This is a genomic window from Bdellovibrio svalbardensis (assembly GCF_029531655.1).
GTDB classification, from domain to species: Bacteria; Bdellovibrionota; Bdellovibrionia; order Bdellovibrionales; family Bdellovibrionaceae; genus Bdellovibrio; species Bdellovibrio svalbardensis.
In genome coordinates this window covers 300,311-316,952 of record NZ_JANRMI010000001.1, presented here as the reverse complement: position 1 = coordinate 316,952, position 16,642 = coordinate 300,311, and the positions used below count along the sequence as shown (strand labels likewise).

Below are 16,642 nucleotides of genomic sequence, written 5' to 3'. Positions count from 1 at the left end.
AAGAAAGCAGCAAAAAAAGCTACTAAAAAAGTTGCAAAGAAAACTACTAAAAAAGTAGCTAAAAAAGCTACAAAAAAAGTTGCTAAAAAAGCAACTAAAAAAGCCGCTAAGTAGTTAGCAGCTGTACTTTTAGTACACGGAACCCCAGAGGCAACTCTGGGGTTTTTTTATGTCTAAAATGTTTCGATAGACAGTCCTGAAAGCCGCACCCAGAGCGGATTCTACGTCGCCACTCTCTTATTTCTCCACTCACTTTTTCTTCTTAAGACAAAGCTATTTTGCGAATAAAAAACAGACGGCGGATCTCATTCCGAAATCCATTTTTGAACATCAGCTATCTTGTTTTTTTGAATAAAAAAAGGGGGCCTTAAAGCCCCCAAAAAATTCTCTAAAATGATGCTGCAAATTTAGAAGTAATAAATGGTTCCAAAAGTTCCAGATGGAATCAATTGAGCCCTTTTAACTTCATACATTCCGACTATTTCCGCGAAACAAGAAAAGCCGAAGAAGGTGCCCGAAAGCTGATTATATTGAAGTCCGAAAGACGCATTGAGAAAATCTGTGCCGAATTTTCCGGTCTTTTTTTCGTCATCTGTCAAAACACGGTCTAGAATGCTGGAGCGATTAATATCGCCGCTGTTGCTGGAATTATACCAGCGCGAATAGCCTGCCGTGAAATAAGGAGCAATATAATCGCCCTCATAAGCATGCTTCCATGCGAGCTGTATTGAATTATAACCAGGGCCCGTGCCAAATCCGGCGATCACGCTGTTCTCATCTTCAAAGTTGAACTCCGCATTCATGCCGACAACCCCAAGTGGGCCACCCACTGCGATACCGGCGCCCATGCGCAGATCCGCTCGCATCTTTAAAGTGGAGGCATAACTCATGGAAGTCGAATTGCGTTCCTCACGCATATCCTGGCTGTAGGACTTCTCGATTGATGTTGCTTTGGTGCTGATAGTGCTGGAATCGGCACTCAGTGTGGCAGCTTGGGCAGATGTTGCGAAAGCCGCGGTCGTCAGCAAAAGGGCAGCAAAACGTGCTGTGATATCTAGCATGGAACCTCCCAGAGATTATTAGAACACGCGGGCTCTGACCCCTTCCTCTTGAAAGAACTTCTTGAGGGTTGGTCCGTCCAACGGTTCCAAGCGGAATAAAAGCTTGTGAACCAAATCATAGGTCTCTTCCGCTTTTTTGGATCTCATATTATTCGTCAAATATGCCATGTCATCGCTGATTTTGATGGCATTATCAAGCAATCTTGCCACTTCGCGATTCTTCGTCGTTTTATCCAAGAGCAAAAGCGTCTTATTGAAGTTTGTCGTCAAGTTATCGAGCTGTTTGATGACGTTTGTCACAGATCCCTGGTTCTTTTCAACGATCTCAATAAGTTTTCCGGCCAAACCGTAACCTTGAGAGATCAACTGATCAATACGGGGTGGATCCTCACCACGCACATAATCGCCATTTGAAAATTCACCTGAATCCACCGAGCCTGCAGAGATTTCCAGAAACTTTTCCCCAATCACACCCGCTAAGTTGATGAAAAATTTGGAATCTTTACGGACGCTGGTCCAGGCTTTTTTATCAATCGTAATTGTCAGGCGAAGTTTTGCCTCTTCCCCATTGGGCATCTTATAGGAAGGATCAAAAGTAATCGCTTTCACTTTTCCCACTTTGATACCCATCACACGAACAGGCGAACCTTCTTCTATGCCGCCTGCATAGTTGTACATCACGTTCAGCTCTTTGCTATTTGAAAAAGGCGAAATGAATCCCATGAAATAGGCAAACAGAGCGATCAAGATGATGCTCACCAAACCCAAAAAACCAACCTTGGTTTCAACCTTCATAAACGCTCCTACTTCAACACTCCGTGTGAAGCAAAAGGTGTCGGCCACATTCTTGTGGGCACCTTTTGCTAATAGAGATGGCTAAAAGTGTACGATAAAATAAAATCAATCACAATAATGGCAATCGAAGCGACCACAACCGTATTTGTTGTGGCTCTCCCCACCCCCTCAGCACCTTGCTGACAGTTAAAACCAAAATAGCAAGCCACGATAGGAATCACTCCACCGAAGCAAGCCCCTTTGATCATCGCAAAAATAATGTCCCTGAACTGGATAAATCTGTGCATTGAAGCGATGAACATTCCCGGCGTGTAGCCCAATAAGGATTGGCTCACCAGCATCGCAGAGAAAAGGCACGACATATTGGCAACCACTGTTAATATGGTTGCGCCAAGTACGCAGGCCAGAAATCTTGGAACCACCAAATAGTTAACGGGATCAATTCCCAACATTTTTAGGGCATCGATTTGTTCAGTGATTTGCATGCTTCCCACTTCAGAGGCATATCCCGCCCCAACTCTGGAAGCCAGCAAAAGCGCCATCACCACAGCCGCAAGCTCTCGCAAAATTAATACTGCTGCAAAGCCTGGGACCATCGAATCATTTTGAATGACCATCTTCATATGGAAGGAGGACTCCAGAATGGTCACAATAGCTGCGAAACTGACGCAAAAAACAATGATAATCAGACTTCTATTCGCCACAAAATAGAGCTGTTGCAGAAATTCACGGCGGCGAAATGGCGGGGCAAAAAGACCAAAAAAGGTATCCGCAAGAAGTGAAATCATGAGCGGTATCCTCGAATAATTTGCAGAAAAATCTCACCCAGGAAGCTTGTGAACCAGTCCATAACCACAATGCAAATCATCGTCGTGACGGCGGTAGAGACCACGGCTCTACCTACCCCTTTTGCCCCCCCTGTTGTGCTATATCCTTTAAAGGTGCAAACAGTCGCCAGAACCACGGCAAAGGCAAAACATTTCACCAGGCCACTCAATATGGAAATTGGACTTACGATGGTGGGAATATGTCTTAAATACTCTTCGAAATTCACTCCGCCAAAAAGATCACCCAAAAGCATGCCGCCAAATACCGACATGATAAGGCCCGCTCCCAGCAGGAAAAAACTGGCTATGATAATGCCGATAAAGCGAGGTGCGATGATCTCCTGCATAGGATCCGCGCCCAAGCAGCGAACTGCATCGATCTGCTCGGTGACTCTCATCGTGCCAAGCTCCGCTGAGGTAAATGCGCCGACTTTTCCACTGAGCATGAAAGCGATCAACAATGGACCGACTTCTCTGAAAGTGGCACTGGTCGCCAGTCCCCCTAAGTATCCAAGAGCACCGAACTCTTTCATAAGCATAGCGAATTGCACACTCATGATAGCACCCACAAAGAAACCCGCCATTGCCGTCGTTAGAAAGCTATCTGCGGTGACCTTCCAAATCTGTTCGAATACGTCATGGGACTTTGGGGCTTTTTTAAATAGCGTCGAAATGATTTTATTAAAGAATAAGAGCGTTCCGCCCAATTCATCGAGAACCGTAATAAAATAACTCATACTGTGAGCGCCTCCGCCAGGAAGTCGCGCACCAAAGGAATTTCTGAGCGTTTCAGCTCATCGGGAGTTCCCAAGGCGACAATTTGCCCTTTATCAAGAACGACGATGCGATCAGCGATTGAAAGTGCGCAATTCATGTCGTGACTGACCACGACGGAAGTGGTTTTCAGCTCTCTGGAAAGATCTTGAATCAACTGGTTCACTGCCGTTGTTGTCACGGGATCAAGCCCCGTCGTCGGCTCGTCGAACAGCAGAATTTTTGGTTGTAAAGCAATGGTTCTGGCCAAGCTCACCCGCTTTTGCATTCCATAGGAAATTTGCGCCGGCTTTTTACTTTCGACACCATGAAGATGCACAAGTTTGAGAGCTGTTTTTACTTTTTCAGTTATTTCAGTCTCTGGCAGTTGATAGTGGCGACGAAGACTGAAAGCCACATTTTCAAAGATGGTCAGTGAATCAAATAAAGCGGGATGCTGAAAGACCATTCCGCACTTTTTTCGAATCGGAAGATATTGATCTTCGGTGAATTTAGAGACTTCCTGCCCATCGATCCAGATCTCTCCTTCATCAGGGGTCATCAAACCGACAATATTTTTTAGCAAGACAGATTTACCGGTGCCGGATGTCCCCAGCACGAAGATGATTTCTCCCTCGCGAATATTCAGACTTAATCCGTTAAGCACTGTTCTTGTGCCAAATTTTTTTACGAGGTTTTTAAATTCTATCACTCTCTTAAGTTTACGTTCCGAATAAAGCTCGGGTCAAGTGATGGCCGTCAGAGGGCCTGTTAGCGTTCCACGGATGAACTGCTGAACTCGAGCATCGGGATGTAGTTTTGTTTTCTCGGAAGATCCAGTGATCAGCAGCTCTTGATCCACGACCATTCCCATGCGATCTGCAAGTTGATAGGCCCGATTCATGTCATTTGTTATTGCAATCACTGTAGAGCCTTTTTTCTTTTTCAAATCGATAATCAGCTCAATGATTCTTTTGGATGTGATCGGATCCAAGCCGGCAGTGGGGTCATCGTAGAAAATAATCTCTGGATCTAAAGCTAGTGCTCTAGCGATGCCGAGACGTTTTTGCATCCCGCCACTAATTTCCTCCGGGAAAAGATCCCGCGCATGGGGAATTCCCACCGCCTCCAGGAAGTATTCAGCCTTCTTAATGATTTCCCATTCGGTGAGTTGAGTCGTTTCGCGAAGCGGGAATGCAATATTCTCCAAGCATGTGAGCGAATCAAAAAGTGCATTCTTTTGAAACAAAATTCCCATCTTTTTAAGCAAGGGAAGGCGCTCTTTGGGGCTGAGCGTTAACCACTCTTTCTGTTCAACAAAAACTTTGCCATTCTGAGGGTTTATCAAGCCTGCCATGGTTTTCAACAAGACCGTTTTACCCTGCCCACTGGGGCCTACAATGACAAATGATTCACCGGCTTTGATTTCCAAATCAATGGACTTCAAAACGACCTGTGAATCAAAAGCCACAGTCACATCTTGCAGACGTATAATACTCGTTGAAACGCTCATTGGGTCCCATTCTGAGAGAGGCCCTGCCAGCACCAGATACAGAGTCCTGAGCAGAGCAGTATCCCTTGTCACTGTTTACGATTTGATATTGAATGGGGCATCGACGCAAGTTCAAAATTTTTTCATTCATTTTAAGAGCTTGCATGAGAACTATCAGCTCCAGAAGCAGCCTTCCACATGGCTAAAAACGAAGCCTGATATTTGTCGTGCAAGCTCATGATGCCTTAAGGAGATTTACAAATGGCTCACAAAAGAAAAAAAATCGCCGTTATCGGTGCGGGTTTCGTAGGTTCAACAACTGCTCACTGGGCAGCTCAAAAGGAACTCGGCGATGTCGTGGTTCTAGATGTTAACGAAGGTGCTGCAATCGGAAAAGCTTTGGACTTGGCTCAAGCTTCTGCGATCGAAATGTTCGACACAAATATCAAAGGCACTAACAAGTACGAAGATATCGCTGACTCTGACGTTGTAATCATCACTGCAGGTATGCCACGTAAACCAGGCATGAGCCGTGATGAGCTCGTTGGTATCAACGCAAAAATCGTTAAAGACGTTTGCGAAGGCGTTAAAAAACACGCTCCAAACTCTTACGTTATCGTTGTTTGTAACCCAATGGACGTAATGGCTGTTTATGCAAAACAAATCCTGGGCTTCCCACGTGAACGCGTTATCGGCATGGGCGGATGCTTGGATTCAGCTCGTTTCCGCACATTCATCGCTGAAGAACTTGGCGTTTCAGTTAAAGACGTAAACGGTATCGTTATCGGTAACCACGGTGACGCGATGATGCCTCTTGTTCGTCACGCAAACGTATCTGGCATTCCTTTGACGGAGCTATTGCCTGCAGACAAAATCGCAGCAATCGTTGCCAGAACAAAACAAGCTGGCGCGGAAATCGGCGGCCACTTGAAAACGGGTTCTGCTTACTACGCTCCATCTCGTGGTGCGGTTGAAATGGCAGAAGCTATCTTGAAAGATCAAAAACGCGTTCTTCCAGTCGCTGTTGAGTTGACTGGCGAGTTCGGTGTTAACGAAGGCTTGATGGTTGGTGTTCTTGCAACTGTCGGCGGTAAAGGTATCGAAAAAGTTCACAAATTCGAATTGAATCCTGCAGAACAAGAGGAATTCAAAAAGTCTGTGGATGCAGTTCGCACTCTCGTATCAGCTCTTAAAACTGTTCAGTAATTGAAGGAATTAAAATGAATATTCATGAGTATCAGGCCAAAGAAGTCTTGAGAAAGTTCGGAGTAGCAACCCTTAAAGGGAAGCTTGCTCACTCTCCAGAAGAAGCAGTTGCTGCTGCGAAAGAAATCGGTGGAAGCGTTTGGGTTGTTAAGGCCCAAATCCACGCTGGTGGTCGCGGTAAAGGTGGCGGTGTTAAAGTTGCTAAGTCTTTGGACGAAGTTTCTGAGTTCACTAAAAAAATGATCGGCATGACTTTGGTGACTCACCAAACGGGTCCTGAAGGTAAAGTCGTTCAGAAAGTTTACATCGAACAAGGTTGCAACATCGCTAAAGAATACTATGTTGCTTGCTTGGTTGACCGTGCGACTGGAAGAGCTGCAATGATGGCCTCTTCTGAAGGCGGCATGGACATCGAAGAAGTGGCTGAACATAATCCAAACGCGATCATCAAAGTCGACATCGATCCTGCTGTAGGTTTGATGCCTTTCCAAGCTCGCGAATTGGCATTCAAAATCGGTATGGCTCCAGAAATCGTTAACAAAGCTACGAAGTTCTTCGCTGGTCTTTACAACGCTTTCGTTGCTACTGATTGCTCTATCGCAGAAATCAATCCTCTAGTTGTCACTAAAGAGGGCGATGTTCTTTGTTTGGATGCAAAAATGAACTTCGATTCAAATGCTCTTTACAGACATGCTGATATCGTTGAAATGCGCGATTTGAACGAAGAAGAGCCTTCTGAAATTGAAGCCTCTAAGTTCGACCTCGCGTTCATCAAACTTGATGGTAACATCGGTTGCTTGGTGAACGGTGCCGGTCTTGCGATGGCAACTCTTGATATCATCAAATTGCACGGTTCATCTCCAGCAAACTTCTTGGACGTTGGCGGCGGCGCTAATAAAGAGAAAGTAACTGAAGCTTTCAAAATCATCCTTAAAGATCCAAACGTTAAAGGCATCTTGGTTAACATCTTCGGTGGTATCATGAAATGTGACATCATCGCTGACGGCGTGATCGCTGCTTCTAAAGAACTAGGATTGAAAGTTCCACTTGTTGTACGTCTTGAAGGTACAAACGTAGAGCTTGGTAAAAAAATGTTGAGAGAAAGCGGATTGAATATCACTCCTGCTGACAACCTCACGGATGCAGCTAAGAAAATCGTTGCTGCAGTTAAAGGATAATTGAGATGTCTATTCTTATTAACAAAAACACTAAAGTAATCTGCCAAGGTTTCACTGGTGCTCAAGGGACTTTCCACTCTGAGCAGGCATTGGCTTATGGAACTAAAATGGTTGGTGGCGTGACTCCGGGTAAAGGTGGCACAACTCACATCGGACTTCCAGTGTTCAACACTGTGAAAGAAGCTAAAGCGGCTACAGGCTGCAATGCTTCTGTGATCTTCGTTCCACCTCCATTCGCAGCTGACTCTATTATGGAAGCTGTTGATGCTGACTTGGATCTTGTGATCTGTATCACTGAAGGCATCCCTGTTTTGGACATGGTAAAAGTTAAGAAGTTCATGGAAGGCAAACGCACTCGTTTGATCGGCCCGAACTGTCCTGGCGTTATCACTCCAGGCGAATGCAAAATCGGTATCATGCCTGGCTCTATCCACAAACCAGGTCGCATCGGCGTTCTTTCTCGCTCTGGTACTTTGACTTATGAGGCTGTAGGACAATTGACAGCTTTGGGTCTTGGTCAATCGACAGCGGTTGGTATCGGTGGTGACCCAGTTAACGGAACTAACTTCATCGACGTTTTGAAATTGTTCAATGAAGATCCAGATACTGACGGTGTCATCATGATCGGTGAAATCGGTGGATCTGCAGAAGAAGAAGCTGCGGAATATATCAAACACCACTTCAAAAAACCTGTTGCGGTCTTTATCGCTGGTGCTGCGGCTCCTGCTGGTAAACGTATGGGTCACGCTGGTGCGATCATCAGCGGCGGCAAAGGAACTGCGGAAGCAAAATTCGCGGCTCTTGAAGCTGCTGGTTGCAAAATCTCACGCAGCCCTGCTGACATGGGAACTACTTTGCAATCTATGTTGAAAAAGTAGGCTGATTTAAACTCATGCCTTGCAAGAGTAACTCTTGCGACTGATTAAAACTAAAAACCCTCATCTAGAAATGGATGAGGGTTTTTTATTCCCAACTTATTGTTCTTAGAATTTTCCACTCATCTTCAAGAGGCCCCAAAGTCGCCACGGCGAAGAAGCATAGCGACACCGGCGCCGAAAACAAATACATCAGTGAGATCTTAGCTCATCGATGTATCTACCCCACTCAAGTTTTCATATTTAAAGACTATAGAGAGGATCATTTTTGTAGGTCGCGAAGGGATCGAACTCCTGCTGACGCAGTTTTTTCTTCTTATTATACTTTTGCCAGCGTTCAGCCACCGCGAAGGCGTCGTAGCCAATTCCACCATTCAAGAGGTGTTCTTTCAGGTCATTGGGAATAGGTTTTTCAGCCGTCGCTCTTCTAAATAGGAATATCGGTTTTCCGAATTCGCGCTGCTTTTTGAAATTGAGATCACTGTCACCAAACACGTAATCAAACTTCGCATGCAGAATTGAATTCTTACCGGTGGGATTCCATTTCTCTTTTCTAAAAGATTCTTTCAATCCCTTCGTCAAAGCCCGTAAGGCATGAACCTTTAAAATACTATCTTCGGCGGAAACTTTGATTTTAGACTGAACAAAACGGCCTTGAGCATCGACTTCGAATTCAACAAAAACGCTTCCGAAATGACTATATTGAGCTAGAATTGAATCAAATAAAAGCTGACTATCAATGCGCTCGAATACCTGACGATAGAATTCCCATTGATCGTTTTCACCCAAGAAACTGTCAGAGCCTAACGCATAGGTCGCGGAATCTTTATAGTCGCCAAGGCCACTACCTTGGCCTATCTCAGATTCATTCTTCGCTGCTAAGTCGTATGAGTAGCGCTGACCAAAAAGATTCATACCTTTTAGCGAGACTGCTTTTCCCATCGATCGAGATTTTGACCTTGCCACAGAAGAATCACGCGATTGTCTGGTTGGGATTGAACTCTTTGCAATGATGGCAGGATGGAATTCAATCTCAACAACCTCTTTGGTTGTTTTCGACGTTTGAATGGCCGAAGGCAGCCCCACAAACAGGAGCATCACCAATCCATGTAAAAGCGTCGAAAGGCCCAGCCATCTTGAAGTCTTCATCACTCAAGGTTATGAGGACCTCTCAAGTCTTTCAACATTTGTTGCGAGGGGTAAAATCAAGAATGTAATTCAATTCTGTAATGCTTACCTCTAAAGAGATATCCACATAGTTATTAACAATGTCTCAGTATAACCAAATAGATTTCTTCTATATTATCTATCAATAGAGAAGATTGGAACAATCCACCAAATTCGCCGATTCTTACTGCATCGAACATGCTCTGCTTGCGGAGTTTCTAAGGAGATGCAGATGAGTACGTACTCAGAATATCTGAAAACCCAGCAAAATGAGCCGCTGCTTTTACAAGCTGCGCGCACTGGTGATTTAGGAACGATCGCCCGTGAAATCTTGGCGGGTGCAGATATCAATGAAAAAAACCACCGCGGTTACTCAGCTTTGATGCTTGCGGCATACAACGATCAATACGATGCCGCCCTCCTTTTGGTAGAGGCTGGAGCTGATGCCAACTCCGTCGATAGGGGCGGAAATTCAGTTTTGATGGGCGCCGCCTTTAAGGGTCACACTGGCATTTTGAATTTACTCTTAAAGAACGGCGCGCGCACCGACTTGCAAAACTTCGCTCATCAAACGGCTTTGGATTTTGCAAAAACTTTTGGTCGAAAAGAAATCATTCCGCTCTTAGAGGAGCATGCACGTCCCCTGAACCTCTTTGAGCGGATTCAACATCTTGCTTCATTCGCTTTTAAACAACTTTCCTACCGCCTCAAACAATCCTAGGAGTAATTAGGTCTAAATATTCAGTGCCCTGAGTTCGCCGAACCATCGCACAAAAGACAGGTGTTTCCTTGTAATAAACCCAGGGAGGAACCTGCCTCCCTCTTCTCTGTTGAGGTCTTTATGAAGTCTGTAGTATATAATTCTGAACTCGCTACGATTCCGGGATTGAATATGCTCAAAGACGTCAAAGCGACATTCAAAGAAAGTGGCTTCAAAGGCCTTCGCAAAAAGTACGGCTGGAAAGTCTTCGCTGGCATTGTTGTATATTATCTCATCCGTGACATCACTTTGTATCTGATCATTCCCTATCTGGTCATCGATAACCTTTAGTTCCTGGCAGGCACCGAAAGAATCTCGCTATGTGTGTTGCCAAGAAAAAATCAGCAATAACACAGGACTGCTGTGGTTAATTCTTGACCAAAAGATCGGTCGATCTAATTCTTCTATACATGACTAATTCACCCGCGCAATTTATTGAAAAATCAAAGCAATGGCTCACTCAAGATGTCTATCCTCTATGGAATCAAAAAGGCATCGACAAAGAAAAAGGTGGCTTCGTTGAAAGCATCACTTTTACCGGTGAGCCAATGGATGTTCCACGTCGTGCCATGGTGCAATCTCGTCAGATTTATTCGTTCCTGACTGGTTACAAACTTGGTTGCTGCCCAAAGGAAATTGCCTACGCGGCCATTGAACAAGGCACTCGCTACATGGTCGAGCGCTTCTCTTTACCTTCTGGCGCATTTATCTACTCAATCAATCCAGATGGAACTCCTAAAAGCAGAAATCCAGATCTTTATACACAAGCCTTCGCTCTTTTCGGATTGGCCCAAGCCTATTCGATTGCGCCTAATGAAGAAATTAAGAATCGCGCAAAAGCGTTGGTGAAATATCTTCAGCGTGAGCGCAAAGTAAAAGGTGGCGGCTACACCGAGCTCGACGAAAAAGGCGGGGTTTCCTATAAATCAAATCCCCATATGCATCTTTTTGAATCCGCAGTTGCCTGGATGCAAGTCGATCAGGATCAAGAGTGGAAAGATCTCGGACACGAACTTATCACCTTGGCGACAACCAAGTTTATCGACCCCCAAACTCAAGTTCTGGGAGAGTACTTCGATGAAAGCTGGAATCACCTTCGTGAAAACGGAAAATTCATCTATGAGCCAGGACACCAGTATGAGTGGGCTTGGCTGATGTCGCTGTATCAAGATCTCACAGGACAGGATTTGAAAGCCACACGCCATCAGTTATTCTTATTGGCAGAGAAATACGGCACGTCACCTACTCGCAAAGTTGTCTTCGACGAGATGTGGAGTGACTACACTCCCAAAACTCAATCCTCCCGCTTCTGGCCTCAATGTGAGCGCATCAAAGCCGCGGTCCGCCTGGGAACGGAAGTTTCCAGCGAACAAAAAGCTCTTTATGCAAAAGGTGCGGATGAGGCGATGGGAACTTTGTTCAAGTTTTTCGAAACTCCCATGAAGGGCATGTGGTTCGATATGCTCTCTGAAACAGACACTTTCAATGCGAACTCAGCTAAGGCCAGTTCGCTCTACCACATCGTCAATGCGATGGAAGAATACATCAATTTTAGACTGAAAATCTAAGTCCTCTTTAATGCAATGAGTGAAGCAAAAGGTGCCTGGCACCTTTTGCGAAAATCTTGCGCTATTTGAATGCTCAGCATCGCAAAAAGGTACGGCGTACCCTATAGAGTTTTCTTGGTTAGCTCTGGAGCCTCCCCAGTGAGGGGCTTATTTGCTATGAGAATTCTTAATGAAAAAGATTTGTCTTTTGTTTCTTTTGTTAGCTGCTTGTTCTGAGCAGAAGTCTTTGGTGACTGAGGTTGCCGGTGAGGCTGTTATTTATGGGGAAGATACTCGTAAAGAGGTCAGCTCTGGTGATAGGTACTATGCTTTAGCTGCGGCGACGGCAAGTTTAGTTCAAGATTATAATCTGAAGGTTGATGCTTCTGGGAAATTTAGGTTTCCGGTCAGAACATTGAAAAACAGCTTTCCACTCTGCAAAAACGAGCCGTTCCTTGATCAACCCCTGGTTGGATTTTGTACTGGAGTTTTGATCGCTCCCAACCGAGTTTTGACTGCGGGACATTGTTTACCGCATGAAGGCGGCTGTGAACATATTCGCTTTCATTTCGGATGGACTGCTGAGCAAGCTGCGAAATCCAACTCTCTCGACACCCTTTATTCCTGCACGGCTGTTATTCAAACTGAAAACAATCTGCGCAAAGGATTTGATTACGCCATTCTGCAGTTAGACCGCGATGTTGCCGGAGTTGCGCCTGTAAAAGTCTCTACAGATAAGATTTCGACCCATGACGCCGTTCTGAGTCTGAGCTACCCTTTGGGGCTTCCTCTCAAGGCTGATCTTGGGAAAGTATCGAACGAAAGTTCCTTTGGTGGCTTTAAAGTTGAGGTGGATACGTTTTCGGGCAGTTCTGGCTCCCCTCTTTTTAATAAAAATGGCGAGCTTATTGGAATTCTCAGCTCGGGGGCCGAAGACATCCTCGAGGACGATATTTACCGAATCCAGAAGGAAGGCGGCTGCCTGAATTTTAATCGCTGCAATGACGGAACCTGTTTCGGCGAGACCTTTACAAAAACCTCACTGATTCCTGACCTAAAACAAAACAAATAGAGCCTGTACTATATTCTAAAGCATTAAAATCACAAGACAATCCGTTGACAACTAAACCTCCTAAAGGCTATCAATGCGGCTCACTTCAGGAGGTTTTATGAAGAAGCTCATCGCAGCTTTATTGCTTGTTTCCGCCCCTGCTTTTGCGGGACGTATCAATGAAATCGTTATCATGACAACAGAGGACATTGAAGCTCAGTTGGACCTTATGAACGGCGATAGAACCTACACAATCACTTACCAGGACTTCACTACGCCGGAAGAAGGTATGGACCTAGCGGTTCAAACCAAGCTTTCAGTCCGAAATGTGCATAATGGGAGAACTGAAGAGTGGACATGCAACACTCAATTCGTTAAAACTCCTAGGTTCTTCGACATTTCTAAAACTGTTTGTAATTAACAAGGAGATACCTAATGGCTATCGAACAAACTTTCTCTATCATTAAGCCAAACGCGATGAAAAAAAATGCGATCGGCGACATCGTCAGCATGTTTGAAGCAAATGGCTTGAAAATCGCTGCTGCAAAAATCACAGTTTTGACTGCTGATAAAGCTGGCGAATTCTACGCTGAACACAAAGCTCGTCCATTCTTTGGCGAACTAGTTTCTTTCATGACTTCAGGCCCAGTTATGTTGATGTGCTTGCAAGGTGAAGGCGCAGTTTTGAAAAACCGCGAAATCATGGGTGCAACTGATCCTAAAAAAGCTAACGCTGGAACTATCCGTTCTAAATTCGGCGACAACGTTGGCGAAAATGCAGTTCACGGTTCTGACAGCGTTGAGTCTGCTGCTCGCGAACTTGCTTTGTTCTTCGAAAAACACGAAATCTGCAACGTATAATTGATGATTTCATCTTCTCAGATCAAAATTAAGATCGAGAAATTGGCCATCGGAGGCGCGGGCATCGCCCGCCACGATGGCCTTGTTATTTTTGTTCCTCAGGCCGCTCCTGAAGACGAACTCCTCGTTGAACTCACGACTAAAAAGAAAAACTTCGCAGAAGCACGCATCGTTGAGATCCTCAAGCCAGGCCCAGCCCGCAGAAACCCTCCTTGCCGTTATGCTCACGAATGTGGCGGTTGCAACTGGCAACACCTGACTGAAGAAGAACAACGTCGCCAGAAGGAATTGTTGGTTCTTGAAACCATCAAAAAGTTCAATCCGAATCTGAATTTCGAATACTTGCCATTGCAACAAAGCCCCCGTGTTTTGCGCTATCGCAACCGCATTCAGCCAAAGTTCAAAGACGGAAAATTTGGTTTTTTTGCCAGAAATTCTCATGAAATTGTCGAGATCGATGATTGCCTGATCACTGAAGAGGCTTTAACCAATAAGTTTCCAGAAGTGAAAGCATGGGCTGAAGCCAAGAAGTCCAAAGACTTGCAACGTCTGGAAATGTATATCTCAGATACCGAAGAGGTTCGTTATGGTTTAATCACCGACGAAGACGACGGCATCGGATTCTCACAAGTGAATCGATTCCAAAATGAAGATCTTCTGAAGACCGCCCTGGACTGGGCCGGTGAGGATATTTATTCACAGGTTTTTGACTTGTATGCTGGATCGGGAAACTTCACGTTCCCTCTAGCACAGAAGTATAAAACCGCATCCTCAATCACAGCTGTGGAGCTCAATCCAAAGCTGGTCGAGCGGGGCCGTGCTCAAAGTAAAGACAAGAGACTGCACTATTTCCTTTCGGACGTTGAAAGCTACATGAAAAGAGCTTCGATCTCGAAGCAGGACCTTGTCGTCCTGGACCCCCCGCGCGCGGGTGCCAGCGAATACATTATGCGCGCTTTGGCCGCCAGCCAGCCGAAGAAGATCATTTACATCAGTTGCCACCCCGTTTCCCTAGCTCGCGACCTCAAATGGTTCTTCGAATACGCGGAAAAGATGGGTCGCAAATACCACCTAGCAAAGGTACAAGCCTTCGAGATGTTTCCACAGACAGACCATGTAGAGACTATTGCCGAGCTGAGGGTTGACTAATCCCCCTCGAATGATACCTTTTTAGGATGCGTAAATGGATTATCGCTCTTTGCTCAATCCCGGTTGTCGTTTCAATGATGGGTTGTGCAAGCACACAGAACAAAGAAAAAGCTGATCTCTATCTTCGAATGGGAAGTTCCCTTATCGAAGAAGGCAATTATCCCAGTGCTCTTTCTGCTTTGTTAAAAGCTCAAGAATATGACCCCAAAAATCCTTTGATCATGAATAATCTGGGACAAGTCTACTTCCTGCGTGAACGTTATGATCTTGCCGAAAAGCAATTTCGCAGAGCTGTGACGACTCAGCCCAACTACACAGATGCGCGCAACAACTTGTCCCGTGTTTTGATTGAAGAGGGCAAGTACGCAGATGCGGAAAAGGAACTCGATATTGTTTTGAGTGATCTGACTTATGGATCCGCCGACCGCGCTTATATCAATTTGGGTTTGGCAAAGTTTAATCAAAAACAATATCCTCAGGCAGAACAAGCTTTTGCCAAGGCACTCAAAGCAAAAAATGATGACTGCGTCGCCAGCAACTATTATGGCCGCTCGATTTTTGAACAGAAAGATTACGGCCGCGCTGTAGAAGCTTTAGACCGCGCCATTGGCTTTTGCCAAAAAAATCTTTTCGATGAGCCTCACTACTTCAGTGCGCTCGCCTACTATCGCCTCGGCGACAAATCCAAAGCTTCGGCACGCTTTGAAGAATTGAATAAGTATTATCCGGACGGAAAATATCGCGAAAAAGCTAAGGGCATGTTGGATCTGCTGCGAAAGGGACACTAATGAAGAAAACCGGTGAAATTTTAAAAAAAGCCCGTGAAGAAAAAGGACTCTCCCTTAACGAAGTCGGCCTTTCGCTCAAAATCAGCAGTAAGGTTTTAAAAGCCATTGAAGAAGGTGATGAAAAAAACCTTCCGGCAAAAACATTCTTACGTGGTTTCGTAAAAAGCTATGCCAGCTATCTTCGCCTGGATGCAGACAAAGTTCTTGAAACATTCTATGAAGAGTTCGGTTCAACAAGACCCCAACCCTATATCAGACCCACCAATGAACCGGTAAAAGAAGCTCCTGTTGAGACGACAGAAAAAACAGCAGCACCAGTCGAAGAGAAAACTGAAAGTAAGCCAGAACAAAAACCAGAGGAAAAGCCAGCTCCCGCTGCAACCGTGACACCTATTCGTCATGTGCAGGCAACTCCTTCTGCACCCATTTCAAAGGCTCAACCTTACAGCCCTCTCCAAGAGAAAAAGAATACCAAAACAATCGTCATTTGCGTTGTTGGTGCTTTGCTTATTGGGTTGATCTTCTTTACTAAAAAGATGATCGACAAATATACAAAGGAAGCTGAAGTTCCAGTGGCTCAAGTCGAACAAACAATGGAAGGTGCAACTCCTGTTGCTAGCGTAGCACCCGTTGAGTCCATGACTCCGGAACCAACTCCGCAACCTTCCCCTTTGAGTGATCTGACGAAAAAACCAACAGCGACAGTTCCTGCGACGATGGTGACACCGACCCCGGCAGCGACGCCTCCAGCAACTGCAAAAGTGACTCCTGGAGCCACTCCTGCAGCTTCGGCGACTCCAGCTCCCTCAGTCACACCAGCTCCAACTGCGGCGACAGCAGCGGTAAGCCCAGCGGCTTCACCTTCTCCGACGCCAACTCCAAAACCGGAAGAAAAAAATAAGCCTGTAGAATTGATTGTGGAAGCCTTGGACTCTGTTGAAATTGAATACGCAGCTCCCAATGGCAAGCCACAAAAAATTAAACTGTCCGCTGAACAAGTTCATACATTTAAGAGCCGCAGCGGTTTGAAAATTAGTTTTTCAAATGGTGGCGCAGTCAATTTGATCCTGAATGGCAAAGAAGTCGGCATCCCCGGCGATCTTGGTAAGCCTATTAAATTGAGCTACTAGTC

19 protein-coding genes are annotated in these 16,642 nt (G+C 45.3%); 12 read left to right on the top strand and 7 right to left on the bottom strand.

Going from position 1 to position 16,642, the window contains the following annotated elements:
- Positions 1–407: 407 nt before the first annotated feature.
- From NWE73_RS01540 to NWE73_RS01515, 6 genes are all read right to left on the bottom strand, one after another.
- Entirely contained in the window at positions 408–1,061 is a 654-nt protein-coding gene (locus NWE73_RS01540) for a hypothetical protein (protein WP_277576506.1), read from the bottom strand.
- A gap of 18 nt (positions 1,062–1,079) precedes the next feature.
- Positions 1,080–1,856, bottom strand: coding sequence for an MlaD family protein (locus tag NWE73_RS01535; protein ID WP_277576505.1), 777 nt, complete (start codon positions 1,854–1,856; stop codon positions 1,080–1,082).
- Positions 1,857–1,924: 68 nt separating this feature from the next.
- The gene (locus NWE73_RS01530; protein ID WP_277576504.1) at positions 1,925–2,644 is read right to left on the bottom strand and encodes an MlaE family ABC transporter permease; all 720 of its coding nucleotides are present in this window, start codon (positions 2,642–2,644) and stop codon (positions 1,925–1,927) included.
- Positions 2,641–3,420, bottom strand: a complete 780-nt coding sequence (locus NWE73_RS01525) for an MlaE family ABC transporter permease (RefSeq protein WP_277576503.1) — start codon at positions 3,418–3,420, stop codon at positions 2,641–2,643. The genes NWE73_RS01530 and NWE73_RS01525 overlap by 4 nt, the downstream gene beginning before the upstream one ends.
- Positions 3,417–4,148 carry an ABC transporter ATP-binding protein gene (locus NWE73_RS01520; protein ID WP_277576502.1) on the bottom strand — a complete coding sequence of 244 codons (732 nt, stop codon included), beginning with the start codon at positions 4,146–4,148 and terminating at the stop codon, positions 3,417–3,419. The genes NWE73_RS01525 and NWE73_RS01520 overlap by 4 nt, the downstream gene beginning before the upstream one ends.
- Before the next feature lie 33 nt (positions 4,149–4,181).
- The gene (locus NWE73_RS01515) at positions 4,182–4,949 is read right to left on the bottom strand and encodes an ABC transporter ATP-binding protein (RefSeq protein ID WP_277576501.1); all 768 of its coding nucleotides are present in this window, start codon (positions 4,947–4,949) and stop codon (positions 4,182–4,184) included.
- Positions 4,950–5,189: 240 nt separating this feature from the next.
- On the opposite strand from NWE73_RS01515, the gene mdh reads away from it, so the two are divergent.
- From mdh to sucD, 3 genes are read left to right on the top strand one after another with little or no spacing between them, the layout of a single operon-like run.
- Positions 5,190–6,134: a malate dehydrogenase gene (mdh, locus tag NWE73_RS01510; RefSeq protein ID WP_277576500.1), complete on the top strand. Its 945-nt coding sequence runs from the start codon at positions 5,190–5,192 to the stop codon at positions 6,132–6,134.
- Positions 6,135–6,148: 14 nt separating this feature from the next.
- Entirely contained in the window at positions 6,149–7,312 is a 1,164-nt protein-coding gene (sucC, locus tag NWE73_RS01505) for an ADP-forming succinate--CoA ligase subunit beta (protein ID WP_277576499.1), read from the top strand.
- 5 nt (positions 7,313–7,317) lie between these two features.
- Positions 7,318–8,190: a succinate--CoA ligase subunit alpha gene (sucD, locus tag NWE73_RS01500; protein ID WP_277576498.1), complete on the top strand. Its 873-nt coding sequence runs from the start codon at positions 7,318–7,320 to the stop codon at positions 8,188–8,190.
- 240 nt (positions 8,191–8,430) lie between these two features.
- Here sucD and NWE73_RS01495 read toward each other — a convergent pair whose 3' ends face one another.
- On the bottom strand, positions 8,431–9,336 hold the full coding sequence (locus NWE73_RS01495) for a hypothetical protein (protein ID WP_277576497.1): 906 nt from the start codon (positions 9,334–9,336) through the stop codon (positions 8,431–8,433).
- A gap of 250 nt (positions 9,337–9,586) precedes the next feature.
- Between NWE73_RS01495 and NWE73_RS01490 the strand changes: the two genes are divergently transcribed.
- The 9 genes from NWE73_RS01490 to NWE73_RS01450 all read left to right on the top strand — a co-directional run bounded on the left by NWE73_RS01490 (position 9,587) and on the right by NWE73_RS01450 (position 16,640).
- On the top strand, positions 9,587–10,075 hold the full coding sequence (locus tag NWE73_RS01490) for an ankyrin repeat domain-containing protein (RefSeq protein WP_277576496.1): 489 nt from the start codon (positions 9,587–9,589) through the stop codon (positions 10,073–10,075).
- 120 nt (positions 10,076–10,195) lie between these two features.
- Complete coding sequence (locus NWE73_RS01485) at positions 10,196–10,405, top strand: hypothetical protein (RefSeq protein WP_277576495.1); 210 nt, start codon at positions 10,196–10,198, stop codon at positions 10,403–10,405.
- A 119-nt stretch (positions 10,406–10,524) separates the two neighbouring features.
- Positions 10,525–11,682 carry an AGE family epimerase/isomerase gene (locus NWE73_RS01480; RefSeq protein ID WP_277576494.1) on the top strand — a complete coding sequence of 386 codons (1,158 nt, stop codon included), beginning with the start codon at positions 10,525–10,527 and terminating at the stop codon, positions 11,680–11,682.
- A gap of 169 nt (positions 11,683–11,851) precedes the next feature.
- Positions 11,852–12,733, top strand: a complete 882-nt coding sequence (locus NWE73_RS01475; RefSeq protein ID WP_277576493.1) for a trypsin-like serine peptidase — start codon at positions 11,852–11,854, stop codon at positions 12,731–12,733.
- A 97-nt stretch (positions 12,734–12,830) separates the two neighbouring features.
- The gene (locus NWE73_RS01470) at positions 12,831–13,133 is read left to right on the top strand and encodes a hypothetical protein (protein WP_277576492.1); all 303 of its coding nucleotides are present in this window, start codon (positions 12,831–12,833) and stop codon (positions 13,131–13,133) included.
- Between the two features lie 14 nt (positions 13,134–13,147).
- Entirely contained in the window at positions 13,148–13,573 is a 426-nt protein-coding gene (gene ndk / locus NWE73_RS01465) for a nucleoside-diphosphate kinase (RefSeq protein ID WP_328517222.1), read from the top strand.
- A gap of 3 nt (positions 13,574–13,576) precedes the next feature.
- Positions 13,577–14,722, top strand: coding sequence for a class I SAM-dependent RNA methyltransferase (locus NWE73_RS01460; protein WP_277576491.1), 1,146 nt, complete (start codon positions 13,577–13,579; stop codon positions 14,720–14,722).
- 26 nt (positions 14,723–14,748) lie between these two features.
- A complete protein-coding gene (locus tag NWE73_RS01455; RefSeq protein WP_277576490.1) occupies positions 14,749–15,510 on the top strand; it encodes a tetratricopeptide repeat protein in 762 nt (253 codons plus the stop codon).
- The gene (locus tag NWE73_RS01450) at positions 15,510–16,640 is read left to right on the top strand and encodes a helix-turn-helix domain-containing protein (RefSeq protein WP_277576489.1); all 1,131 of its coding nucleotides are present in this window, start codon (positions 15,510–15,512) and stop codon (positions 16,638–16,640) included. Before NWE73_RS01455 ends, NWE73_RS01450 begins: the two co-directional genes overlap by 1 nt.
- Positions 16,641–16,642: the final 2 nt, after the last annotated feature.